Here is a 21,604-nt window from a genome sequence, read left to right as displayed (position 1 = left end):
CGACGACCCGGCAGCCCGGCACTAGGCTTCCGCGCATGAGAATCGCCATGATCGGGCTCGGGGACATCGCACAGAAGGCCTACCTTCCGGTGCTCTCCGCGCTCCCCGGCCTCGACCTGCACCTGTGCACCCGCGACCGCGCGACGCTGGACCGGCTCGGCGACGCCTACCGGGTCGCGGCGCGTTCCACCTCGGTGGACCAGGTCGTCGAGGCCGGGGTCCGGGCGGCGTTCGTGCACGCGGCCACCCCGGCCCACGCCGGGATCGTCGAACCGCTGCTCCGCGCGGGCGTGCACGTGTACGTCGACAAGCCGATCACCGACGACCTGGCGGGCTGCGAGCGGCTGGCCCGGCTGGCGGACGAGGCGGGGGTGAACCTGATGACCGGGTTCAACCGCCGGTACGCGCCCGGGTACGCCGCCCTGCTGGACCTGCCCCGGCATCTGGTCCTGATGCAGAAGAACCGGGTGGACCACGCCGAGGAGCCGCGGCGGGCGGTCTTCGACGACTTCATCCACGTCGTGGACACGCTGCGCTTCCTCGTGCCCGGCGAGGTGACCCGGACCGGGATCCGCACGCGGGTCCGGGACGGGCTGCTGGAGCACGTGGTGCTGGAGCTCTCCGGTGACGGCTTCACCGCGATCGGCGTCATGAACCGGGTGAGCGGAGCCGTCGAGGAGACCTGCGAGGTCATGGGCGACGGGGTCAAGCGCCGGGTGGTCAACCTCGGCGACGTGGTCGACCACGCGGGCGGCGAGACGCTCACCCGGCGCGCCGACTGGATCCCGGTCGCCCGGCAGCGCGGCATCGAGCAGGCCTGCCTGGACTTCCTCGACGCGGTCCGGACGGGCCGGGTGATCCGGACCGGCGACGCCCTGGCCACCCACGCCCTCTGCGAGGAGATCGTCCGCGAGGCGGCCGGCCGCGCGTCCGCCGGGTAGTCCCGGACGCCGTCTCCACCCCGGACGCCCGGCCGTCGTGCGCCGTCCCGTCGGATGTCCCACCCGCCGTGCGCCGCCCCGTTGCGGGGGCGTACGGCCCCGGCGGGTCACGCCGCGGCGGCCAGGCGGTCGCGCCACCAGGCGATCGTCGCGGTCAGCGCCTCGTCCACCGGGGTGGGCGCCATGCCGAAGACGGTCTGGAAGTCGGTGGAGTCGAGCACGAAGGGCCGGACGAACTGGTAGCGCAGCTCCTCCAGTTCGCCGAGCATGGGTGAGAGGACACCCGCCGTCCGGACGAGCCAGTGGGGCATCGTCTTCACCGCCGGGCCGGGGGCGCCCGCCAGCTCGCACAGCCGCTCGGCCACGGCCCGGTAGGTCATCGCCGGGCCGGTGGGGACGTGCCAGGCGCGGCCCCAGGACCGGTCGTCGGCCGCGGCGGTCACCAGGGCCCGGGCCACGTCGGGCACGTAGGTCCAGCTGTGCGGCTGGTCGGGGTCGCCGATGTGGCGCACGGTCCGGCCCGCCAGCAGCGGGGGGACGAACCGGTCCCCCAGGTGCGACTGGTCCCGGCAGCCGGGGCCGAAGTAGTCCGAGCCGCGGATCTCGGTCACCCTGACCCGCCCGGCCTCGTGCGCGGCCAGCGCGTCCTGCCACATGCGGGCCCGGATGGCGCCCTTGGCGCTGGGCGGGGTGAGCGGATCGCTCTCCTTCATGGGCCGGTCGGGGGCGGCGTAGACGTAGAGGTTTCCGAGGATCACGTAGCCCGCACCGGTGGCCTCGGCGGCGGCCAGCAGCGATCCGGCCATCGGCGGCCAGTCCTGCGCCCAGCGGTGGTAGGGCGGGTTGACGCAGTTGTAGATCGCCTCGGCCCCCGCGGCCAGCCCGGTCAGGCGCTCGCGGCCGGCCGCGTCGGCGGCCTCCTTGCGGATCCCCGGCAGGTCCGGACCGGAGCCGGACCGGCTGACGAGGACGACCTCGTGACCCTGCCCGGCCAGCAGCCGGGCCACCTCGGAGCCGACCTGCCCCGCTCCCACGACGACGTGCTTACCCATGTCGATTTTTCCCTTCCACTGGTTCCGGACCGGCTCCCACTGCTGCCGGACGAGCCGGAGAACGGCGTCGACGGCGAAGACTGCGGCGAAGACTGCGGCGAAGACGATCGCCGGCCGTGCATGGAGAGCACTGTTTCGGATTGCCGTTCCGTTCTGAGATCAATGCTCTCTCATTGGAGCAGATATCGTCAAGAGCGGTGCTCTCTTTCTTTTCCGGCGCTCTGGTACGGTCGACTCCATGAGCGCAGGCCGTACAGCACGTGAGCGGGTCCGGGCCGAACTGACCCGCGAGATCACCGACATCGCCCGCAGGCAACTGGCCGTCGACGGCGCGGCGGGGCTCTCCCTGCGCGCGGTGGCCCGCGAGATGGGCATGGTCTCCTCGGCGATCTACCGCTACTTCCCCTCGCGGGACGACCTGCTCACGGCGCTGATCATCGACGGCTACAACGCCCTCGGCGAGGCCGTGGAGAACGCCGAGGCGGCCTGCTCCCCCGGCGACCACACCGGCCGGTGGCTGGCGGTCTGCCATGCCGTACGGGACTGGGCGCTGGCGCACCCGCACGAGTACGCCCTGCTGTACGGCTCCCCGGTGCCCGGTTACAAGGCTCCGGTGGACACCGTCGCCGCGGCGATCCGCGACACCGTCGTCTACGGCCGGATCGTCTCGGACGCCCACCGTGCCGGGGTCCTGAACCCGCCCGGCCTCTGCCCGCCCGTCCCCGCCTCGTTCGGCCGGGACGCGGAGCGGGTGCGGCAGCTCATGCCCGGCGTCCCCGACGAGGTGGTCGCCCGGGCCCTGACCGCCTGGACCGGGCTGTTCGGCTGGGTCGGCTTCGAGCTGTTCGGCCAGTTCAACAACACGATCCTCGACCCCGCCCCGGCCTTCGAGCACGCCATGCGCTACCACGCCGCCCTGCTGGGACTACCCGTCTGAGCCCGACGCGGGCGGTCCGCGCCACGGGCCATGGGACGTCCGGCGGCGCTCGACTCGGCCCGCGAGTCGGGCGCCTCCGGTCGGCCTCCGGCCCCGGGTGAGCGCGCCCGCCGCGCGGAAGTCCCGCCTGCCGTCCATTTCCGATGTCCGTGAATCGGGAAATCCTTCTTGAACAGCGTAGAGTGGGAATCACCGAGGACATCTCGCGCGCCGGCAGTCAAGCCGGCGTCGCCCGCGGCGATAGACCGCTTTCGGCCCGATCAAGGGCCCGGACAGGCCAGGCGACCATGACGCCCACGCTTCTCTCTCATCCCACACCGCTGAGCCCCACCGCCGGCGCGGTTCCCGCCGTCGACTCCGCGGTCCGCATCAGCCTGGATCCCGTCCTCGGCAGGCGGGACGCCCTGGACGGGGCCTGGTGGCCGTACTCCCGCGACGCCGCCGCCGAGCTGCCCGGGCTCATCGCCGCCATCGACCAGCGGCTCGGGCGCACCACCCTGCGCGTCGGCCTGCACCCGGACGCCTGGGAGCACATCCCGCGCCGCATCCCGGCCCGGGGCCGCCAGATCAGGGTGGGCTGGTTCCGCAGCACCCGGCCCCATCTGGTCACGCTCATCCTCGCGGACGCCGAACCCGTCACCCTGCTGGTCATCGCACCGGACACCACGCAAGGCCCCGCCACGGCCGCACTCGCGCTCGCCGCGGCGGGCATCGCCGGCCTCGGACCGGCGGACGTCCTCGACCTCTCGCGACGCTCCACCGCACCGGACGCCGGCGCGCCGGACGAGCACGCACCGGACGAGCGCGCACCGGACGGAGGAGATCCGGCCGGCTGGGAGAACGAAGGCGGGCACCTCGCCGGCCGGAGAGCCCCGTGACCGCCGCCGACGCCCGCCCGTCCGGCGCGACCCGCCCACCGGTCCCCACCGTCGTCCGCCTGTCCGGTGAGATCGACATCCTCACCGGACGGGCGATTCGCGAGCGGCTGCTGGACGCCCTGCGCCACAGCGCGGGCCCGCTCGTCCTCGACCTGTCGGAGGTGTCGTTCTGCGACGCCTCCGGGCTGTCGGTCCTGGTCGGCGTCCAGCGCCGCGCCCGGGAGCTGGGCGTCGCCCTCATCCTGACCGCGCCCCGCCCGCACATGTCCCGGATCCTGCGCATCACCGGCCTCGACCGCAGCCTGCCGACGGCGGCGTGACCGTGCGCTTCCGGGGCGCGCCCCGGAAGCGCACGGTCACCGCTCACCGGGCGGACCGCAGCGGGAGGACTCCGCCGCCGGAGGCGCGGACGACGCCGGCAGGACGAGGTGGACGCACGCGCCGTGGTGGTGCAGTTCCAGCATGCCGACCGGAGGCGATGGTGCAGGGGCAGAACCCGACTCTCCGGTCCATGTCGGAGGAGGTGGTGCCGACCCGGCCCTCGAAGTACTGCCGCCCGGCGCCCAGGCGGAGGCCGTACGGCTCGGTCATCCGCCGGCGGGAGCCCGTGTGGCCCGGCCGGCGGAGAGCCGCGGAGGTCAGCGGGCGGCGCGGTTGACCGCGGAGATGATCGCCTTCAGGGAGGCGGTGGTGGTGTTGGCGTCGATGCCGACGCCCCACAGGATCTGGTCGCCGACCTCGCACTCGACGTAGGAGGCGGCCTTGGCGTCGCTGCCGGCGCTCATCGCGTGCTCGGCGTAGTCGAGCACGCGGACCTTCACCCCGATGCCGGACAGCGCGTCGCAGAAGGCGGAGATGGGGCCGTTCCCGACGCCCTCGACCTCACGGATCTCCCCCGCCACCCGCAGGTCGGCGCCGATGACGTCCTTGCCGTCGGCCCCGGAGGTGTTGCGGTGCGCCAGCAGGCCGAAGCGGCCCCACGGGCTGGCCTGGTTCGGCAGGTACTCGTCGGCGAAGGCCTCCCACATCGCCGCCGGGGTGACCTCGCCGCCCTCGGCGTCGGTGCGGGCCTGCACGACCCGGGAGAACTCGATCTGCAGCCGGCGCGGCAGGTCCAGGTGGTGGTCGGCCTTCATGATGTAGGCGACGCCGCCCTTGCCGGACTGGCTGTTGACCCGGATCACGGCCTCGTAGCTGCGGCCGATGTCCTTGGGGTCGATCGGCAGGTACGGCACCGCCCAGGTGTGCTCGTCCACCGGCACGCCCGCCGCGGCGGCGTCGCGCTCCAGGTGCTCGAAGCCCTTCTTGATGGCGTCCTGGTGGGAGCCGGAGAAGGCCGTGTAGACCAGCTCGCCGCCCCAGGGGTGGCGCGGGTGGACGGGCAGCTGGTTGCAGTACTCCACGACGCGGCGGATCTCGTCGATGTCGGAGATGTCGACCTCCGGGTCGATCCCCTGGGAGAACAGGTTCATGCCCAGCGTGACCAGGCAGACGTTGCCGGTGCGCTCGCCGTTGCCGAACAGGCAGCCCTCGATCCGGTCGGCCCCGGCCAGGTAGCCCAGCTCGGCGGCGGCGACGGCCGTGCCCCGGTCGTTGTGCGGGTGCAGGGACAGGATGATCGAGTCGCGGTGGGCCAGGTTGCGGTGCATCCACTCGATCTGGTCGGCGTAGACGTTCGGCGTGGCCATCTCGACCGTGGCGGGCAGGTTGACGATGACCTTGCGCTCCGGGGTGGGCTGCCAGACGTCGTTGACGGCGTCGCACACCTCCACGGCGTACTCCAGCTCGGTCCCGGTGAAGGACTCCGGGGAGTACTGGAAGTGGACGTCCACGTCGGAGGCGTCCGCCAGCTTCTTGCAGAGCTTGGCGCCCTCGACGGCGATGGCGGTGATGCCCTCGCGGTCCTGGCCGAAGACGACCCGGCGCTGCAGCGTGGAGGTCGAGTTGTACAGGTGGACGATGGCCGACTTCGCGCCCTGGATCGCCTCGAAGGTCCGCTCGATCAGCTCGGGCCGGGCCTGGGTCAGGACCTGGATCACCACGTCCTCGGGGATCCGGTCCTCTTCGATGATCTGCCGGACGAAGTCGAAGTCGGTCTGCGAGGCGGCCGGGAAGCCCACCTCGATCTCCTTGTAGCCCATCCGTACCAGCAGCTCGAACATCTTGAGCTTGCGGTGGGCGTCCATGGGGTCGATCAGCGCCTGGTTGCCGTCCCGCAGGTCCACCGCGCACCAGCGGGGCGCCTTGTCGATGACCTTGTCGGGCCAGGTGCGGTCGGGCAGGCGCACCGGCTCAAAGGGCTGGTAGCGCTGGAACGGCATGGGGCTGGGCTGCTGCGGATACATATCGCTTCGGCTCCTCGACTGGAAAGACGATCACGGCCGACACGCATGGCTCGCTCCGCGACGAGGGAGCCGGCCTGTTACAGGCCCTCGTCGCGGCAGCTAAGAAGCAGCCCGCGCAGCATGCATGCCACGTTAACAGACGGTTCCAAATCCCCGGACGCCGATCTCACATCCCGGACTCCCGAACACCCGGGCTCCCCGAGATCCGAACACCCGAGCGCCCGAGCACGTCGGCTCCCGGACCCCTGGACTTCTGGACTTCCGAACCCCGGACGCCCGCGGGCGCCGCCGCTCCCGGGCGGGAGCGGCGCCTGCTCCCGCCTGCCGCGGAGTACGGCGGCGCCCGTCGGATACAGTCCGAAAGGGAGCGCAGAAAGGGAGGGTCCGCAATGAAGGACGTCGACATTCTCGCCCACATCAACCACCTCATCGCCGAGGAACGCGACCTCCGCACGCTGCTGGCGTCCGGTTCCATCTCCTCCCACGAGGAGAACCACCGGATCAGATCCATCGAGGAGGCCCTCGACCAGGCGTGGGACCTGCTCAGGCAGCGCCGGGCCCACCGGGAGTTCGGCGAGGACCCCAACGCGGCGGAGCCGCGCCCGGTCGACGAGGTCGAGGAGTACCGCCAGTAGGACCGGCGACCTGCCGCCGCGCACCGTGGCCACACCGCCGCACCGCCGCACCGGCGACCTGCCGCCGCGCACCGTGGCCACACCGCCGCACCGCCGCACCGGCGACCTGCCGCCGCGCACCGTGGCCGCACCGCCGCACCGGCGGACGCCGCGAGCGCGTCCGGTCACCCGGTCGCGCCGCCGGACCCCGGGTGCTCCCGGTCGCTCCGCCCCGTCGGACGGCCCGGGCAGCGGGAGTCGCTGGGCTTCTCCAGCGGGTCGGGGGCGAACCAGGCGAGCACGCTGTGCTCGACGTACCAGCGGTGCAGCGCCACGCGGCTGCGGGGGATCTGGCCGAGGTCCGGGCAGAGGAACTGGGAGACCACCGCCCCGTTGGCGATGAACCGCACGGTGCCGTCGCGGTCGAGGAAGGTGGAGACCCGGTCGTCGGTCGCGATGACGTATCCGAGCAGCACCTTCCCGGCGATCTCCTCGTCGGCGCCCTTCGCGGCGACCTCCACCCCCATCAGCGGCAGGATCGGCGCCTGCACGACGACGGCCGCGGTGAACAGCGGCGTCAACGCGAGTACGGCGACGGCCAGGGTGGACGTCAGCGCGGCCGCGGCACGGGCCGGGATCGGGCCGGTCAGCAGGACCGACAGACCCGGCGGCAGCGTGAGCAGCACGGCGGTGACGACGTCCCCCTCGGCGAACGCCTGGCCGATGGCCGGGGCGAGCCAGGCGTAGAGCCCGGCGCCCACCACGCCGGGCAGCACCAGCGTGAGCAGGACGGCCAGGTCCCGCCGGCCGGGCCTGCGGTCGTGGACGGTCAGCCCGAGCACCGCCAGCGAGAGCATGGCGAGGGTGGGCAGGAACCTGAGCTGCCAGCTCACCAGTCCGACCACGACGGAGATCACCACGACCCAGTCGGGGATCCGGTCGGCCACCACCGAGAGCCAGGACGACCGGCCGGTGCTGACCCGGTAGAGGACGCCGAGCGCGCGGGCCGCCAGCACGAGGGCGGGCAGCACCCACAGGATGGTCAGCAGCACCGCGGTGAGCAGCCCGAGCGCACTGACGTGCTGGACCAGTAGGAGCAGCGTCTGGGTGTCCTGGCGGCTGGCGTACCACAGCCGCACGACGAGCAGCACCAGCGGGAAGGCCGGCAGCGCCGCGAGCATCCACTGCTGGTTGCCACCGCGCGCTCCCCCTGGCCGTCCCGCGGAGCCGCGGTCCCGGAACGCTCCGTACATCGGGCCCTTGGCGAATCCGCCGGGAAAGGCGTGCGCGGAGAAGCCGCCGGGAGACGGCCGCTCCCCCGGCGCCTCCCCCGGCCCGTCCTCCGGCGGAGACTCCCCCGCCGCGCCGGCGGCCGGAGGTCCCCCGGTCCCGCTCATCCGGCGTTCCGCTGAGGGATCCCCCGCTCCCAGGGCCAGCGCCGCACGTCGGGCTCCGGCACGGCGGGCTGGGTACGGCCGGCGATCTGCTCCCTCGGGTTGTGCGCCTGCATCGGGGTGATGAACCGCTCGTAGGCCTCCTCCCAGCGCATGTCCTGCGGGTCGGTCGCCGAGCGGTGCAGCGAGAGGTCCACGAGGGTGCGCAGCGCCCCGTTGGCCCCGGCGTTGACGGCCCACTGCTCGGAGGTCTCCAGGCCGATGTCGTGGTGTTCGAGCAGGCCGGGTGCTTCGGCCACGAACCCGGCGAGGATCGCGGTGTCGGTCGTGACCGCCTCGTACTCCTTCGCCTTGAGCCCGGTGACGCAGTCGCTGATGCGGTTCTTCCTGGTGACCTGCGCCCCGGCCCGGTCGATCTCGGTCTCGGAGGTCGAGGCGGCGAGCGTGCAGACCTTCTCGCCCCGGAGCTGCGTCAGCGAGGTGATGTCGGGATGCCCCTTGCGGGTGATGACGGACTGCTGGGTCTCCAGGTAGGGCGCGGAGAACCCGATCGCGCGGTTGGCGCTGCGGGCCGGTGTCACGCTGAACGTGGCCACGACGAGATCGACCTTGACGTGCTGGCCCGCGGCGTTCCTGGCCGTCATCCGGGCCCGGTCCTCGGTCTCGATGGACAGGAACTCGACCTCGCTCGCGCGGAAGCCGAGGTCGGCGGCGATCATGAGGGCGATCTGGATGTCGAACCCCTCGTAGGTGCCGTCCGGCTTGCGGAGCGCGATGCCGGGGGTGTCGTCCTTCACCCCGACCAGCAGGCTCCGCCTGCCGTTCAGGCCCGCCTGTTCCAGCAGCTCCGCCTCGGTGGGCGGTCCCGTCTCCCAGACCGCCCAGCCCGCGACGACCACCGCCGCCACGACGGCGGCGAGCCATCCGGCGAGGCGCAGGCCGCGCCCGCCCGGCAGGACGTCGCCGGGTCCCGCCTGTGCTGCGGGGTCGGGCTCCGGCGGCTCCACGGGCGGGGGCGGTCCGGCCGCCTGTCCCGCTCCGGGGTCGGGCTCCGGTTTCGTCCTTCTGATGCGCATGACGCTCCCCGGATCCGATTCCCCCCGATTCCATGAAAATCTGGAGGCAGAGTACGCCAGCCGCCGGTGACGGCGCGCGCGCCACCGGCAACAGTCACCAAGAAGTGATCGAATCGGTGTTCCTCCTCCCGCGGGGCTCACGACCGCGGGCTCACGGCGGCGCGCCCATGGCCTCGGGCTCACGACCGCGGGCTCACGACCGCACCGGAGTGCACGACGCCGCCGTCGAGCGCGTTCCGGCCGGGGAGGAGGACCGCCCGAGCGGGGCGGGTCCGGGCCGGTGACCGCGCGCGGGCGGACAAGAAGCCCGGCGGGAATGTGCGGGATGCACCTGCCCGAGACGTCCCGGCGAAACTACCCTTGGTCGATGGCCGATCTCACGACCCCCGCCTCCCCCAACCGGATCGCGCCGGCCGGGGTGATCGCCGGGGGCGCCCTGCTGGTGGTGGCCGCGTTCCTGCCGTGGGCGGGGGTCACGGCCGACATCGCCGTCCTGGGCTCACTGAGCCGGAACGTCCGGGGCGTGGACGACTGGTCCGGGATCCTCGCGCTGGTCGGCGGCGTCATGGCCGCGGTCATCGGGGTCGCGGGCGGCGACCGGCCCTTCACCGCCCTCGCGGCCCTGCCCGGTGCGGTCACCACCGCGGTCCTGCTGGTCTTCCTCAGCGACCCGCAGGGCGGGGGCCGGAGCGCCTCGCTCGCCATCGGCGGGCTGGTGAGGGTCGAGCCGACCGTGGAGTACGGCTGGTTCGTCGCCCTGGCGGCGGCGCTGGCGGTGACCGGGTCCGCGGTCGCCGCCCTGGCCTCCGGCCGCCGGCTCCGTCAGTCGTAGAAGCCGAGGCGGCGCAGCTGCTTGGGGTCGCGCTGCCAGTCCTTGGCGACGCTGATGCGCAGGTCGAGGTAGACCCGCGTGCCGAGCAGCGCCTCGATCTGCTTGCGGGCGCGGCTGCCGACGTCCTTCAGTCGCGTGCCCTTGTGCCCGATGACGATGGCTTTCTGGGAGGGGCGCTCGACGAACATGTGCGCGTAGATGTCGAGCAGGTCGTCGCGGCCCTCGCGGGGCAGCATCTCGTCGACGACGACCGCGATCGAGTGCGGCAGCTCGTCCCGCACGCCCTCCAGCGCGGCCTCCCGGATGAGCTCGCCGACCAGGACCTGCTCCGGCTCGTCGGTGAGCTGCCCCCCCTCGTACAGCGGAGGGCTCTGGGGGAGCCGCCGGATCAGCAGGTCGCTCACCACGTCGAGCTGATCCCCCGACTGCGCGGAGACCGGGACGATCTCCGCGAACTCGGCGAGCCGGGAGACCGCGAGCAGCTGCTCGGCGATCTGCTCGCGGGTGGCCAGGTCGCACTTGGTGACCACGGCGACCACCGGGGTCTTCTTCACCGCCGCGAGCTTCTCGGCGATGAAGCGGTCGCCCTTGCCGATGGGCTCGTTGGCGGGAAGGCAGAAGCCGATCACGTCGACCTCGGTGAGGGTGGACAGCACCAGGCTGTCCAGCCGCTCGCCGAGCAGCGTGCGCGGCCGGTGCAGGCCGGGGGTGTCGACGATGATGAGCTGGGCGTCCGGGCGGTGCACGATGCCGCGGATGACGCGCCGGGTGGTCTGCGGCTTGGACGAGGTGATCGCCACCTTGGTGCCGACCAACGCGTTCATCAGCGTGGACTTGCCGACGTTGGGCCGGCCGACGAAGCAGGCGAAACCCGCGCGGAAATCAGCAGCTGAGGAACTCACGTCGTCCATTGTCCCCGATGCGGAGGCCCGCTCTGACGGGACCGCCCCCGGCCGCCCTCCGCGGCGGCGCGGGGCGCCCTCGTGGAGCGCCGCCCGGGACCCCGGCTCCGGGGCGGGAGCCCGTCCGGGGCCGCGCTCGGCTCCGGCGCAGGGTGCCGTCCGGGACCGCGCTCAGCTCCGGCGCAGGGTGCCGTCCGGGACCGCGCTCAGCTCCGGCGCAGGGTGCCGTCCGGGGCCGCCACGAGCAGGGTCTCGCCGCCCAGGTCGCGCACCGCCCGGGTGTCCGCCTCGCTCGGCCCGTCGCCCGCGGTGACCAGTGCCGCCGCCTCCAGGGACCGGGCTCCGCTGGAGACCGCCATGGCCACCGCGACCTGCAGCGCGGACAGGGTCAGGGAGGGCAGGTCGACGTTGGTCGACGAGTAGGTCCGGCCGGTCTCGTCGCGTACGGCCGCGCCCTCGGCGGCGCCGTTGCGGGCACGGGCCGAACGGGCCAGGACGATGATCTTGTTGTCCTCGGGGTCGAGGGTCGCTTCACTCACGGCACAAGGGTATTCAGCCCCGCCGCGCCCCCGTGCACCCGGTCAGGTCTCGTCCCCGTCCCCCGCCGGGCCGCCCGCCCGGTCGGCGAGGAATCCCGCGAGCCGCTGGGTGCGTCCGGCGTCGACGCCCGCGATCCCGGCGTGCACCAGCGACATCAGGGTCCTTCCCGAGCGGATGAGGACCACGTGCATCTCGTACGGGTATCCGTTCAGCCTGCCGTGCAGGCGCCTGGCCCGCATGTCGTCCCCGACCGCGTCCAGTGCCAGGTCCGACCCCGTCAGCAGGGTCTGCCGGTCCGCCGCGGCGCCGGTCGCGGGGACGGCCGCGACCCGGCAGCGGTCCAGGGCGGCGGCCAGGGCGGCGAAACGCCGCTCGGCGCCCTCGCCGGGGTGGCTCTCCAGCCCGATCCCCGCCAGCTCCCCCAGGCCGTGCCCGGGATAGGTCGCGGTCACCCGTACGCCCGAAGCCCCTCGGGGAGGCCTGTGCCCGGCGCTCTCCAGCACGCGGCGGCAGTCACCGGCGGCCGGACGGAACGGGAGCCGCCAGCCCTCGCGGAGCCGGGCCGAGAACCCTTCGGGCAGGTCCTGCGTCTGCAGGAGCAGCCCTCTCAGCCGGACCCGGTCGGCGCCGGTCCCCGCCGTACCCGAATGGAGCGCCGCCTCCGTGCCCGCGCCGGCGTCCCCGCCCGCCACGGCCTCCGTCCGCGCATCCGCCTGCGCATCCGTGCCCGCCACGGCCTCCGTCCGCGCATCCGTCCGCGCATCCGTGCCCGCACCGGTCTCCGCCCCTGCGTCCGGGGCCGCGGCCGTACCGGTCCCCGCGTGCGCACCCGTGCGCGTGCCTCCGCCGGCCGCCGGCCCCGTGCCGCACCCCGCCGGGAGCCCCGCCAGGACCCCCCATACGGCGATCACGGCGGCAGCCCGAATCCCCCGCCCCATGGCTTCCCCCGAATGTCACGCGGGGTGGTCGCCCCCGCCGATCCGCTTCCTTCCCGTTCGACAAAAACGACAATCACCTGGAAACACCTAAGGGTGTCCTCGTCCGCGTAACGCGGACGAGGACACCCCTCGGTCGGGCGGCGCGCAGCCGGCCGACGGCTGTGCGCACCCCTTCCCCCCGAGAGTCCGCCCTTCGCGCCGCGAACCCCTCCCCGGCGCTCGGACCTTCTCTCCGGCTCCCCGGTGAGGGGGAGCCACGGGGGAACAATGGCGCGGCGTGCTTGCAGGACGCTTGCGGCGGGCTTGACGGGGCCGCGCCGCCCGCGGGCGCGCGACCGGCCTTCCGCGGACCGCCCGGACGGCCGGGCCTCCGGCGCGGTCGTGCCGGGCGGGCCCCGGAGCGGCCGCTCAGTCGTGGTCGGAGGAGACCGCTCAGTCGTGGTCGGAGAAGGCCGCCGCCACGTCCTGGCCGGCCTCCGCCAGCCGCCGGACGACGACCGTGCCGATCCTGTTGCGCCGTCCGGCGAGGCTCTCCGCGGTCAGGCTGAGCCCTTCCACCACGGCCTCCGATCCCGCGATCGGGACGCGGCCCAACGCGTGCGCAAGCAGGCCGCCGACCGTCTCGACGTCCTCCACGTCCAGTTCGACGTCGAACAGCTCGGCCAGGTCCCCGACGGGGAGCCGGGCCGTCACCCGGACGGAGCCGTCGGCCAGCGGCTCCACGGGGGGAGTCTCCTGGTCGTACTCGTCGGTGATCTCTCCGACGATCTCCTCCAGGACGTCCTCGATGGTGACCAGGCCGGCCGTCCCGCCGTACTCGTCGATGACGATGGCCTGGTGGATCTGGCGGGCCTGCATCTCACGGAGGAGCTGGTCGATCGGCTTGCTCTCCGGCACGTAGGTGGCCGGGCGCATGATCGACTCCACCGGCTCTGCGCGGCCCGCGTCCCCGGTGTCCTGCACCCGGCGGACGATGTCCTTGAGGTAGACGATGCCGATCACGTCGTCCTCGTTCTCGCCGACCACCGGGATGCGGGAGAAACCGCTGCGCAGCGCGAGCGAGAGGGCCTGGTTCAGCGTCTTGCCGCGCTCGATGAAGACCATGTCGGTGCGCGGCACCATGACCTCCCGCACCAGGGTGTCACCGAGTTCGAAGACCGAGTGGATCATCTCCCGCTCGTCCGGCTCGATGACCCTGCGCTGCTCGGCCAGGTCGACCAGGTCGCGCAGTTCGGCCTCGGAGGTGAACGGCCCCTCCCGGAACCCCTTGCCGGGCGTCACCGCGTTGCCCAGCAGGATGAGCAGCTTGGGGAGGGGACCGAAGATCCGGGTGAGGCCGTACACGAGCGGGGCGCTCGCGAGCGCGATCGGCTCGGCGTGCTGGCGGCCCAGCGTGCGCGGCGAGACCCCGACGATCACGTAGCTGATCACGACCATGACGGCGGCCGCGGCGGTGTAGGCCCAGCCCTGGTCGCCGAGCCAGTCGATGAAGAGCAGCGTGGCGATCACCGTGGCGACCAGCTCGCAGCTCAGCCGGAGCAGCAGCAGGAGATTGAGGTAGCGCGGCGGATCCGCGACGATCGCCTGCAGGCGCACCGCGCCCCGGCGCTCCTCCCGGACGAACTCCTCCGCGCGCACCCGCGAGATGCGGGTGAGCGCGGTCTCCGCGCTGGCGATCAGGCCGCCGGCCACGACGAGGACGACGGCCGCGGGCAACCACCCGTTGGCGAGGTTCACCGCTGGGGGCGCACCTCCCGCCACGACTCGAGGAGCTCGCCCTGCAGGCCGAACATCTCCTTGTGCTCCTCGGGCTCGGCGTGGTCGTAGCCGAGCAGGTGGAGGATGCCGTGCGTGCACAGCAGCTCCAGCTCCGCCTCGGTGCCGTGCCCGGCCTCGGCCCCCTGCTTGGCGGCCACCTGGGGGCAGAGCACCACGTCGCCGAGGAGCGCCGGGTCGGCCGGGGCGTCGCCCTCCTGCCGGGCTCCGGCGCCGCCGCCGGGGCGCAGCTCGTCCATCGGGAAGGCCAGCACGTCGGTCGGGCCGGGCTCCCCCATCCACCGCTCGTGCAGCTCGGACATGGCGCCCTCGTCCACGACCAGGATGGACAGCTCGGCGAGCGGGTTGATGCCCATCTTCTCCAGCACGTGCCCGGCCAGCGCCACGAGCAGGCCCTCGTCGACCTCGACGCCGGACTCGTTGTTGACCTCAATGCTCATCGGAGCACCCCATCGGATCGTCCGCTCCGCTCTCTCACTGTCTCCCCCTGGGGCGCTTGACCGCACCCTTGATCGCCTGCGGTGCGCTCTGCCGCAGGGTCTCGTCGTAGCGCCCGTAGGCGTCCACGATGTCGCTCACCAGCTTGTGACGGACCACGTCGGCGCTGGTCAGCTTGGAGAAGTGGATGTCGGGGATGCCGTCGAGGATGTCCTGCACGACCCTCAGGCCGCTCTGCGTGCCGCCCGGCAGGTCGACCTGGGTCACGTCGCCGGTCACGACGATCTTCGAGTTGAAGCCCAGCCTCGTCAGGAACATCTTCATCTGCTCCGGCGAGGTGTTCTGCGCCTCGTCCAGGATGATGAAGGCGTCGTTGAGCGTGCGCCCGCGCATGTACGCCAGCGGCGCGACCTCGATCGTGCCCGCGGCCATCAGCCGGGGGATCGAGTCCGGGTCGAGCATGTCGTGCAGCGCGTCGTAGAGCGGACGCAGGTAGGGGTCGATCTTCTCGTAGAGCGTGCCGGGCAGGAAGCCCAGCCGCTCACCCGCCTCGACCGCCGGGCGGGTGAGGATGATCCGGTTGACCTTCTTCTCCTGCAGCGCCCGCACGGCCTTGGCCATCGCGAGATACGTCTTGCCGGTGCCGGCCGGGCCGATGCCGAAGACGATGGTGTGCCTGTCGATCGCGTCGACGTAGCGCTTCTGGTTCACCGTCTTCGGCCGGATGGTCCGGCCCCGCGAGGAGATGATGTCGAGGGAGAGCACCTCCGCCGGGCGGTCGGAGGTCATCCGCAGCATCGCGATGCTCCGCTCGACCGCGTCCGCCGTCAGCTCGGCGCCTCCGCTGACCAGCTCGGTCAGCTCCTCGAAGAGCCGCACCACGATGCTGCTCTCCTCCGGGCTGCCGGTGATGGTGATCTCGTTGCCCCGGACGTGGATGTCCGCGCGGAAGGCGTTCTCGATGACCCGCAGCAGCTCGTCGCTCGAGCCCAGGATGCTGAGCATCGAGTGGTCGTCCGGGATCACCACCTTCGCCTGAACCCGGCTCGGACCCTTGGAGCGTGGAGATGGTGTTCTGCTGGAATCGTTTGACTCGGACATGGGCGGGCCTAGCGGCCTGTTCGCCTCCAGACGTCGACGGCGGATGTGCGGGAGTGCCCCGTGGGGCACCCTCTCCGTCATCGTATCCGCGATGGGGGCGATCACGCCTTCCCGTTTCGTCCCGTCCCTATCCGGGCGGCCAGGTCAGATCCCGGCCGCCGAGCACGTGCCCGTGCACGTGGAAGACGGTCTGGCCGGCTCCGGGCCCGGTGTTGAAGACCAGCCGGTAGCCCGAGTCCGCGACGCCCTCCTGCTCGGCGACCGCGTGCGCGGCCCTGAGCACGTCGTCGGCCAGCCCGTGGTCGGCGGCGGCCAGGGCCGCCGCGGTCGGATGGTGGTCCTTGGGGATCACCAGGACGTGGGTCGGCGCCTGCGGGTTGACGTCCCGGAAGGCCAGCGTGCGCTCGGTCTCGTGGACGATCTCCGCCGGGATCCTCCCGGCGACGATCCCGCAGAACAGGCAGTCGGCTTCACTCACCATGACGGCACCCTATCGCCGCCCCCGCCCCGTACCGCCCATGCGCCGTCCTCCCGCACCCCGGGGCTCGGCAATGATCCCCCGGCGGTCCCGGCGGCCGGGAAAGATCCACCTGAACGGGGCGGGTGTGCGAAACTTGCGGCGGAAGACATCTGCGAGCCGCCCCCCGAGGCCGCCTGGCGAGGACACGACAGGGTCATGCCCCCTAATGAACCGGAAGAGCGTAAACCCCCTGGGAAGGCCGAGCGTCCCACTGATGTGACCACCGAGACCCTCGTGGCCGACAGGTCGCTCGGGGCGGTGCCCGTCGGGTGGGATGCCGACATGGCCGTTACCGCGCTCTACAGCGCGCACTACCGGTCCCTTGTGCGTCTCGCTGTACTGCTCGTCCGCGACATGGCAACCGCGGAGGAGGTCGTGCAGGACGCGTTCGTCGCCATTCATGGTGCCTGGCGCAGGCTGCGCGATACCGACAAGGCACTGGCCTACCTGCGTCAGTCGGTCGTCAACCGATCACGTTCGGTGCTCCGGCACCGGGCGGTCGTCGAGAAGTACGCGCCCAAGGGCCTGCCCGACGCGCCGAGCGCCGAGAACGGCGCGATCGGCGAGCTGGAGCGGTCAGCCGTCATCGAGGCGCTGCGCGGGCTGCCCGCACGCCAGCGGGAGGCGCTCGTCCTGCGCTACTACGGAGACCTGTCCGAAGCGCAGATCGCCGACGCGATGGGCATCAGCAAAGGCGCGGTCAAGAGTCACACGGCTCGCGGCATGGCCGCCCTACGAACCTCACTGGAGCAACTGTCATGACCGACTCCCCCGACGAGTACGGCGAGCTGCTCCGCCGTGCCCTCAGCGCGGAGGCGGACTCGGTCGTTCCCTCCCCCGACGGGCTGGAGATCATCCGCGCTCGCATCGAACGACGCGGGCTCCGGCGGCTGACCTGGTGGCGTGCCGGAGCCTCGGTCGCGGGGGCCGTGCTCGTCGCGGCCTCCGTCGTCATGGTGGTCCCCGGCCTGCGCGAGCAGATGGCGCAGATCACCTTCTCCGGAGACGTCAAGCCCGTCACTCCGGCCCACACCGACCTGTCCGGGACCTCCCGGCCGCTGCCTCCGAAGAACGGGCAGGTCCCGCCCGCCGTCACCAGGTCCGGCGCGCCGCCCCCGCCCGCCCCCGAAGAGAGCAGGCGGACGACTCCGAGCCCGCCTCCGCAGCCGCGTCCGGACCCGACGCGGGAGCCCGCTCCCACTCCCACGCCCACCTGCCCGACGGCGACCGCGGAGGCCGCCCCGGTGGAGCCTCCGGCGGAGTGCGAGGAGACGGCGACGCCGGTCCCGACGCCTTCGGAGTCGGCGACGCCCTCGCAGAGCCCCTGTCCCGCCGACGGCTGCCAGCAGGTGGAGGACCCCCCGCCGCCGGAGCCGCCGCTCCCGTCGGAGCAGGTCACGCCGACCCCGATCGGGGGCTAGACCGGGCGGGCCGGGGTCACCAGCGGCCGGTGCGCGACTGGAGCACCGCCGCGGCGGCGACCCCGGCGGTCGAGGTCCGCAGGACCGTCGGCCCGAGCAGCGCCGTCGCGGCTCCCGCCGCCCGGAAGGCGGAGAGCTCCTCGTCGGCGATCCCGCCCTCGGGTCCGACCACCACGACGATGTCGCCGTCGCCCGGCACCTCCAGCGCCGAGAGCGGCGAGTCGGCCTCCTCGTGCAGCACGATCCCCAGCGCCGCGGCCGACAGCAGCGCGGCCACCTCGGCCGTGCCCGCCGGCGCGGCCACCTCCGGCAGCCGGAACCGGCGTGACTGCTTGCCCGCCTCCCGCGCGGTGGAGCGCCACCGCGCCAGCGACTTGGCCTCCCGCTCGCCCTTCCACCGGGTGACGCAGCGCAGCGCGGCCCAGGGCACGATGACGTCGACCCCGGCCTCCGTCATCATCTCCACGGCCAGCTCGCCGCGCTCGCCCTTGGGCAGTCCCTGGACCACGACCAGGCGCGGCCGGGGCTCGGGCACCTCGTAGCGGCGCAGCACCTCCACCCGCAGCGAGTCCTTGCCCGGGGCCAGGACCACGCACTCGGCCACGGCGCCCGCCCCGTCGGTCAGGTCGAGCCGCTCGCCCTCCCGCAGCCGCCGTACGGCCGCGGCGTGGCGCCCCTCCGGCCCGCCGAACGTGAACTCGGACAGGACCAGGTCCGCCGGGTCCGCCAGGAAGACGGGGGCGGTCATCGGCCGTTGAACGCGTCCCGCAGGCGCGAGAAGAAGCCCTGCTGGCCGGGGGCGAACTTGCCGGGGGGCCGCTCCTCGCCGCGGAGCCTGGCCAGCTCCTTCAGGAGCTCCTCCTGAGCCGCGTCCAGGCGGGTGGGGGTCTCGACGTTGACGTGGATGAGCAGGTCGCCGCGGCCGGTCTCGTTGAGGCGCTGGACGCCTCTGCCGTACAGGGAGATGGTCTGCCCGGACTGGGTGCCGGGCCGGACGTCGATCTCCTCGGCGCCGTCGAGGGTCTCCACGGTCAGGATCGTGCCGAGCGCGGCGGCGGCCATCGGAATCTGCACGGTGCAGTGCAGGTCGTCGCCGCGCCGTTCGAAGATCTCGTGCGGGCGCTCGACGATCTCCAGGAACAGGTCGCCGGGAGGACCGCCGCCGGGGCCGATCTCGCCTTCGCCGGCGAGCTGGATGTGGGTGCCGTCCTCCACCCCGGCCGGGATGCGGACCTTGATGGTGCGCCGGGTGCGGACCCTGCCGTCGCCGGAGCACTCCTGGCAGGGGTGGCGGATGATCGAGCCGAACCCGCCGCACTGGGGGCAGGGGCGGGAGGTCATGACCTGGCCCAGGAAGGAGCGGGTGACCTGGGACACCTCGCCCCGGCCGTTGCACATGTCGCAGGTGTCGGGGTGGGTGCCGGCCGCGGCCCCGGAGCCGGTGCAGACCTCGCAGAGCACGGCGGTGTCGACGGTCAGCTCGCGGGTGGTGCCGAAGGCGGACTCGCGCAGGTCGAGCTCGACCCGGATGGTGGCGTTGCGCCCCCGGCGGGCCCGGGACCGGGGGCCGCGCCCGCCGCCCCCGGCGGCCGTGCCGAAGAAGGCGTCCATGATGTCGCTGAACGGGAAGCCCGCACCGAACCCGCCGGCCCCCGCACCGCCGCCGGCTCCGCCGAACGGGTCGCCGCCCAGGTCGTACATCTGCCGCTTGCCCGGGTCTGACAGCACCTCGTAGGCCTGGGTGATCTCCTTGAACCGCTCCTGGGTCGCGGGATCGGGGTTCACGTCAGGGTGCAGCTCACGGGCCAGCCGGCGGTAGGCCTTCTTGATCTCTTCCGCACTGGCGTCACGGCGCACCCCGAGGGTGCCGTAGTAGTCACTCTTAGCCACTTAGTCGACCTCTTAGGATGCAGCCAGGATCTGGCTGACGTAGCGTGCCACCGCGCGCACCGCGCCCATCGTGACCGGGTAGTCCATTCGTGTCGGCCCCAGCACACCGAGCCGGGCCAGTTGCTTGTCCCCCGAACCGTATCCGGCGGCGACGATCGACGTCCCCTGCAGTCCGGTGTAGGGGTTCTCCGAACCGATCCGCACGGTCAGTGTGGACGGGTCGGAGGTCTCGCCGAGCAGGCGCATGAGCACGACCTGCTCCTCCAGCGCCTCCAGCACGTCGCGCAGGCCGACGGTGAAATCGGCCCCCGCGAGGTTGGCGGCCCCCGCAAAGACGATCTTCTCCTCCTGGCGCTCCACCAGGGACTCCAGGAGCACCGACAGGACCGTGGCGGCCAGCGGCCGGTCCTCGGCCGGCAGCCGCTCGGGCAGGTCGGCGACCTTGTCCGGGACGCTGGTCAGCCCGCAGCCGTCCAGGCAGGCGTTGAGCACGGCGCGCAGGTGGGCGACGCGGCCCTCGTCCACCACGTCGGGCAGTTCGACCACGCGCTGCTCCACCCGGCCGGTGTTGGTGATGAGCACGAACATCAGGCGGCGCTCGCTCAGCGGGACCAGTTCGACGTGCCGGACCGTGGAGCTGGTCAGCGACGGGTACTGCACCACGGCGACCTGCCGGGTGAGCTGCGCCAGCAGCCGCACGGTGCGCGTCACGACGTCGTCGATGTCCACCGCGCCCGCCAGGAACGTCTCGATGGCCCGGCGCTCGGCCCCCGACAGCGGCTTGACCTGGGAGAGCCGGTCGACGAACAGCCGGTAGCCCTTGTCGGTGGGCACCCGCCCGGCGCTGGTGTGCGGCTGGGCGATGTAGCCCTGCTCCTCCAGCACCGCCATGTCGTTGCGGATCGTCGCGGGCGACACCCCCAGGTTGTGCCGCTCGACCAGAGCCTTGGAGCCCACCGGTTCGTTGGTGGACACGAAGTCCTCGACGATGGCGCGAAGCACCGCGAGCTTGCGGTCATCGACCAACGTGCTCACCTCCCTGCCTGCACCCTGTGCGCCCGAACGGAGAACACCGGATCTGGCACTCGGTGTTCCCGAGTGCCAGTGTACGGCTCCCGCCCGCGGGGTGGGATGACGCGGCCCGCAACCGGGGTCCGCACGGTCGTCAAGTCAACTGCTATTCGGATACAAGCGACAACCTCCACACTTGCCTTATGTCACACGATTTCGGCAACCCCTCCGGTGGCTTCGCCTCCCCCTCCGGCACCCCCCGGCACCCCGCCCAGCAGCCGGCGCAGCACCCCTCCGCCCAGCCGTACGGCGGCGCCCCCTCCTACGGCTACGCCCCGCCCGGCTACGGCGCCCCGCAGGGACCGCCGCCGAAGGTGAAGGCGGGCCCGAGCATCGGCTGGATCGTGGGCGCCTGGCTGCTCGCGGTGGTCTCCGTGATCGCGGGCATCGCGATATCCGTCGGTGGCGTCCTCAGCTTCGCCAACGGCGCCGCGCCCCCGGCCTCCTACGGCCCCGGCGAGGTCTTCACCGTCGAGCTGGACCCGGCCGAGAGCCCCGCCCTCTACGTCTCCGCGGCCCAGGGGACCAAGTTCCAGTGCGGTTTCCAGGAGGGGACCCAGGGCCGGCTGGAGAACTCGCTCGTGCAGACGACCGTCACCGGCAGCGACGGGATCCCCTGGGAGCTGGCCTTCCGGATCGGCGTCGACCGGGCGGGCGAGTACAAGCTCGGCTGCTCCGTCGAGGACGGGGGCCAGGCCCGCTTCGGCGTGGGCCGCGAGCTGGCCGCCGACGCCCTCGTGGGCGGCGTCGTGGCCCTGTTCCTGATCCCGGGCCTCGGCGTCCTGCTCGCCATCGTCGTGACCATCGTGGTGCTGGTGAAGCGGAGCCGCGCCCGCAAGCTCGCCACCGCCCCGGCCCCCGGGTGGGGACCGACCGGCCCCTACCGCGGGTGATCGCGGCCCCGCCCCGTCCGCTGCTAGCGTCCCATGCGTCGACAC

The 21,604-nt window shown here is 72.9% G+C and carries 23 protein-coding genes; 9 read left to right on the top strand and 14 right to left on the bottom strand.

Annotated features, from left to right (window positions below; genetic code table 11):
• Window positions 1–35: 35 nt before the first annotated feature.
• Window positions 36–941, top strand: a complete 906-nt coding sequence (locus IEZ06_RS00270; protein ID WP_189234614.1) for a Gfo/Idh/MocA family protein — start codon at window positions 36–38, stop codon at window positions 939–941.
• 107 nt (window positions 942–1,048) lie between these two features.
• Here IEZ06_RS00270 and IEZ06_RS00265 read toward each other — a convergent pair whose 3' ends face one another.
• Window positions 1,049–1,993 carry an NAD-dependent epimerase/dehydratase family protein gene (locus IEZ06_RS00265; RefSeq protein WP_189234613.1) on the bottom strand — a complete coding sequence of 315 codons (945 nt, stop codon included), beginning with the start codon at window positions 1,991–1,993 and terminating at the stop codon, window positions 1,049–1,051.
• Window positions 1,994–2,231: 238 nt separating this feature from the next.
• On the opposite strand from IEZ06_RS00265, the gene IEZ06_RS00260 reads away from it, so the two are divergent.
• The 3 genes from IEZ06_RS00260 (at window position 2,232) to IEZ06_RS00250 (ending at window position 4,128) form a co-directional block, all read left to right on the top strand.
• Window positions 2,232–2,930 carry a TetR/AcrR family transcriptional regulator gene (locus tag IEZ06_RS00260; RefSeq protein ID WP_189234612.1) on the top strand — a complete coding sequence of 233 codons (699 nt, stop codon included), beginning with the start codon at window positions 2,232–2,234 and terminating at the stop codon, window positions 2,928–2,930.
• 287 nt (window positions 2,931–3,217) lie between these two features.
• Entirely contained in the window at window positions 3,218–3,808 is a 591-nt protein-coding gene (locus tag IEZ06_RS00255) for a DUF5994 family protein (RefSeq protein ID WP_189234611.1), read from the top strand.
• Window positions 3,805–4,128, top strand: coding sequence for an STAS domain-containing protein (locus IEZ06_RS00250; protein ID WP_189234610.1), 324 nt, complete (start codon window positions 3,805–3,807; stop codon window positions 4,126–4,128). The genes IEZ06_RS00255 and IEZ06_RS00250 overlap by 4 nt, the downstream gene beginning before the upstream one ends.
• 318 nt (window positions 4,129–4,446) lie before the next feature.
• On the opposite strand, the gene leuA is transcribed toward IEZ06_RS00250, so the two are convergent.
• A complete protein-coding gene (gene leuA / locus IEZ06_RS00245; RefSeq protein ID WP_189234609.1) occupies window positions 4,447–6,153 on the bottom strand; it encodes a 2-isopropylmalate synthase in 1,707 nt (568 codons plus the stop codon).
• A 389-nt stretch (window positions 6,154–6,542) separates the two neighbouring features.
• Between leuA and IEZ06_RS00240 the strand changes: the two genes are divergently transcribed.
• The gene (locus IEZ06_RS00240) at window positions 6,543–6,788 is read left to right on the top strand and encodes a DUF2630 family protein (protein ID WP_189234608.1); all 246 of its coding nucleotides are present in this window, start codon (window positions 6,543–6,545) and stop codon (window positions 6,786–6,788) included.
• Window positions 6,789–6,952: 164 nt separating this feature from the next.
• On the opposite strand, the gene IEZ06_RS00235 is transcribed toward IEZ06_RS00240, so the two are convergent.
• Complete coding sequence (locus tag IEZ06_RS00235) at window positions 6,953–8,164, bottom strand: hypothetical protein (RefSeq protein ID WP_189234607.1); 1,212 nt, start codon at window positions 8,162–8,164, stop codon at window positions 6,953–6,955.
• Window positions 8,161–9,237 (bottom strand): transporter substrate-binding domain-containing protein, encoded by a 1,077-nt coding sequence (locus IEZ06_RS00230; RefSeq protein ID WP_189234606.1) that lies wholly within the window; start codon window positions 9,235–9,237, stop codon window positions 8,161–8,163. The genes IEZ06_RS00235 and IEZ06_RS00230 overlap by 4 nt, the downstream gene beginning before the upstream one ends.
• Before the next feature lie 367 nt (window positions 9,238–9,604).
• Between IEZ06_RS00230 and IEZ06_RS00225 the strand changes: the two genes are divergently transcribed.
• Window positions 9,605–10,069, top strand: a complete 465-nt coding sequence (locus IEZ06_RS00225; protein WP_189234605.1) for a hypothetical protein — start codon at window positions 9,605–9,607, stop codon at window positions 10,067–10,069.
• Here the strand turns inward: IEZ06_RS00225 and era are convergent.
• The 7 genes from era to IEZ06_RS00190 form a co-directional block, all read right to left on the bottom strand.
• Complete coding sequence (era, locus tag IEZ06_RS00220; protein WP_189234604.1) at window positions 10,060–10,980, bottom strand: GTPase Era; 921 nt, start codon at window positions 10,978–10,980, stop codon at window positions 10,060–10,062. The genes IEZ06_RS00225 and era overlap by 10 nt on opposite strands.
• 197 nt (window positions 10,981–11,177) lie before the next feature.
• Window positions 11,178–11,510 carry a cytidine deaminase-like protein gene (locus IEZ06_RS00215; protein WP_068896876.1) on the bottom strand — a complete coding sequence of 111 codons (333 nt, stop codon included), beginning with the start codon at window positions 11,508–11,510 and terminating at the stop codon, window positions 11,178–11,180.
• 42 nt (window positions 11,511–11,552) lie between these two features.
• Window positions 11,553–12,245 carry a hypothetical protein gene (locus tag IEZ06_RS00210; RefSeq protein ID WP_189234603.1) on the bottom strand — a complete coding sequence of 231 codons (693 nt, stop codon included), beginning with the start codon at window positions 12,243–12,245 and terminating at the stop codon, window positions 11,553–11,555.
• 636 nt (window positions 12,246–12,881) lie between these two features.
• Complete coding sequence (locus IEZ06_RS00205) at window positions 12,882–14,186, bottom strand: hemolysin family protein (protein WP_189234602.1); 1,305 nt, start codon at window positions 14,184–14,186, stop codon at window positions 12,882–12,884.
• On the bottom strand, window positions 14,183–14,665 hold the full coding sequence (ybeY, locus tag IEZ06_RS00200; protein ID WP_068896879.1) for an rRNA maturation RNase YbeY: 483 nt from the start codon (window positions 14,663–14,665) through the stop codon (window positions 14,183–14,185). The genes IEZ06_RS00205 and ybeY overlap by 4 nt, the downstream gene beginning before the upstream one ends.
• A gap of 34 nt (window positions 14,666–14,699) precedes the next feature.
• On the bottom strand, window positions 14,700–15,764 hold the full coding sequence (locus IEZ06_RS00195) for a PhoH family protein (RefSeq protein WP_189234601.1): 1,065 nt from the start codon (window positions 15,762–15,764) through the stop codon (window positions 14,700–14,702).
• Window positions 15,765–15,891: 127 nt separating this feature from the next.
• Window positions 15,892–16,242, bottom strand: coding sequence for a histidine triad nucleotide-binding protein (locus IEZ06_RS00190; RefSeq protein ID WP_189234884.1), 351 nt, complete (start codon window positions 16,240–16,242; stop codon window positions 15,892–15,894).
• Window positions 16,243–16,566: 324 nt separating this feature from the next.
• Between IEZ06_RS00190 and IEZ06_RS00185 the strand changes: the two genes are divergently transcribed.
• Both IEZ06_RS00185 and IEZ06_RS00180 read left to right on the top strand, forming a co-directional pair.
• On the top strand, window positions 16,567–17,046 hold the full coding sequence (locus IEZ06_RS00185) for a SigE family RNA polymerase sigma factor (RefSeq protein ID WP_189234883.1): 480 nt from the start codon (window positions 16,567–16,569) through the stop codon (window positions 17,044–17,046).
• The gene (locus IEZ06_RS00180) at window positions 17,043–17,705 is read left to right on the top strand and encodes a hypothetical protein (RefSeq protein ID WP_189234600.1); all 663 of its coding nucleotides are present in this window, start codon (window positions 17,043–17,045) and stop codon (window positions 17,703–17,705) included. Before IEZ06_RS00185 ends, IEZ06_RS00180 begins: the two co-directional genes overlap by 4 nt.
• 16 nt (window positions 17,706–17,721) lie before the next feature.
• Here IEZ06_RS00180 and IEZ06_RS00175 read toward each other — a convergent pair whose 3' ends face one another.
• Genes IEZ06_RS00175 through hrcA form a run of 3 tightly spaced genes read right to left on the bottom strand, consistent with a single transcriptional unit; the run spans window position 17,722 to window position 20,621 of the window.
• Window positions 17,722–18,453: a 16S rRNA (uracil(1498)-N(3))-methyltransferase gene (locus tag IEZ06_RS00175; RefSeq protein ID WP_189234599.1), complete on the bottom strand. Its 732-nt coding sequence runs from the start codon at window positions 18,451–18,453 to the stop codon at window positions 17,722–17,724.
• Entirely contained in the window at window positions 18,450–19,595 is a 1,146-nt protein-coding gene (dnaJ, locus tag IEZ06_RS00170) for a molecular chaperone DnaJ (RefSeq protein WP_189234598.1), read from the bottom strand. The genes IEZ06_RS00175 and dnaJ overlap by 4 nt, the downstream gene beginning before the upstream one ends.
• A gap of 12 nt (window positions 19,596–19,607) precedes the next feature.
• Entirely contained in the window at window positions 19,608–20,621 is a 1,014-nt protein-coding gene (gene hrcA / locus IEZ06_RS00165; protein ID WP_068896883.1) for a heat-inducible transcriptional repressor HrcA, read from the bottom strand.
• 188 nt (window positions 20,622–20,809) lie between these two features.
• On the opposite strand from hrcA, the gene IEZ06_RS00160 reads away from it, so the two are divergent.
• Window positions 20,810–21,559 (top strand): hypothetical protein, encoded by a 750-nt coding sequence (locus IEZ06_RS00160; RefSeq protein ID WP_189234597.1) that lies wholly within the window; start codon window positions 20,810–20,812, stop codon window positions 21,557–21,559.
• The last annotated feature ends 45 nt before the right edge of the window (window positions 21,560–21,604 follow it).

Source organism: Planomonospora antibiotica, from assembly GCF_014647955.1.
GTDB classification, from domain to species: domain Bacteria; phylum Actinomycetota; class Actinomycetes; order Streptosporangiales; family Streptosporangiaceae; genus Planomonospora; species Planomonospora parontospora.
Note: the sequence above shows the minus strand (reverse complement) of the source record. Positions and strands in the feature narration are given on the sequence as shown.

Excerpts from the sequence above, each read along its gene's own strand:
- IEZ06_RS00225 (WP_189234605.1), top strand. The coding sequence starts at position 9,605 with ATGGCCGATCTCACGACCCCCGCCTCCCCCAACCGGATCGCGCCGGCC.
- IEZ06_RS00270 (WP_189234614.1), top strand. The coding sequence starts at position 36 with ATGAGAATCGCCATGATCGGGCTCGGGGACATCGCACAGAAGGCCTAC.
- IEZ06_RS00160 (WP_189234597.1), top strand. The coding sequence starts at position 20,810 with ATGTCACACGATTTCGGCAACCCCTCCGGTGGCTTCGCCTCCCCCTCC.
- IEZ06_RS00180 (WP_189234600.1), top strand. The coding sequence starts at position 17,043 with ATGACCGACTCCCCCGACGAGTACGGCGAGCTGCTCCGCCGTGCCCTC.
- IEZ06_RS00260 (WP_189234612.1), top strand. The coding sequence starts at position 2,232 with ATGAGCGCAGGCCGTACAGCACGTGAGCGGGTCCGGGCCGAACTGACC.
- IEZ06_RS00185 (WP_189234883.1), top strand. The coding sequence starts at position 16,567 with ATGGCCGTTACCGCGCTCTACAGCGCGCACTACCGGTCCCTTGTGCGT.
- leuA (WP_189234609.1), bottom strand. The coding sequence starts at position 6,153 with ATGTATCCGCAGCAGCCCAGCCCCATGCCGTTCCAGCGCTACCAGCCC.
- ybeY (WP_068896879.1), bottom strand. The coding sequence starts at position 14,665 with ATGAGCATTGAGGTCAACAACGAGTCCGGCGTCGAGGTCGACGAGGGC.
- IEZ06_RS00265 (WP_189234613.1), bottom strand. The coding sequence starts at position 1,993 with ATGGGTAAGCACGTCGTCGTGGGAGCGGGGCAGGTCGGCTCCGAGGTG.
- IEZ06_RS00240 (WP_189234608.1), top strand. The coding sequence starts at position 6,543 with ATGAAGGACGTCGACATTCTCGCCCACATCAACCACCTCATCGCCGAG.
- IEZ06_RS00230 (WP_189234606.1), bottom strand. The coding sequence starts at position 9,237 with ATGCGCATCAGAAGGACGAAACCGGAGCCCGACCCCGGAGCGGGACAG.
- IEZ06_RS00255 (WP_189234611.1), top strand. The coding sequence starts at position 3,218 with ATGACGCCCACGCTTCTCTCTCATCCCACACCGCTGAGCCCCACCGCC.
- IEZ06_RS00175 (WP_189234599.1), bottom strand. The coding sequence starts at position 18,453 with ATGACCGCCCCCGTCTTCCTGGCGGACCCGGCGGACCTGGTCCTGTCC.
- IEZ06_RS00235 (WP_189234607.1), bottom strand. The coding sequence starts at position 8,164 with ATGAGCGGGACCGGGGGACCTCCGGCCGCCGGCGCGGCGGGGGAGTCT.
- era (WP_189234604.1), bottom strand. The coding sequence starts at position 10,980 with ATGGACGACGTGAGTTCCTCAGCTGCTGATTTCCGCGCGGGTTTCGCC.
- IEZ06_RS00195 (WP_189234601.1), bottom strand. The coding sequence starts at position 15,764 with ATGTCCGAGTCAAACGATTCCAGCAGAACACCATCTCCACGCTCCAAG.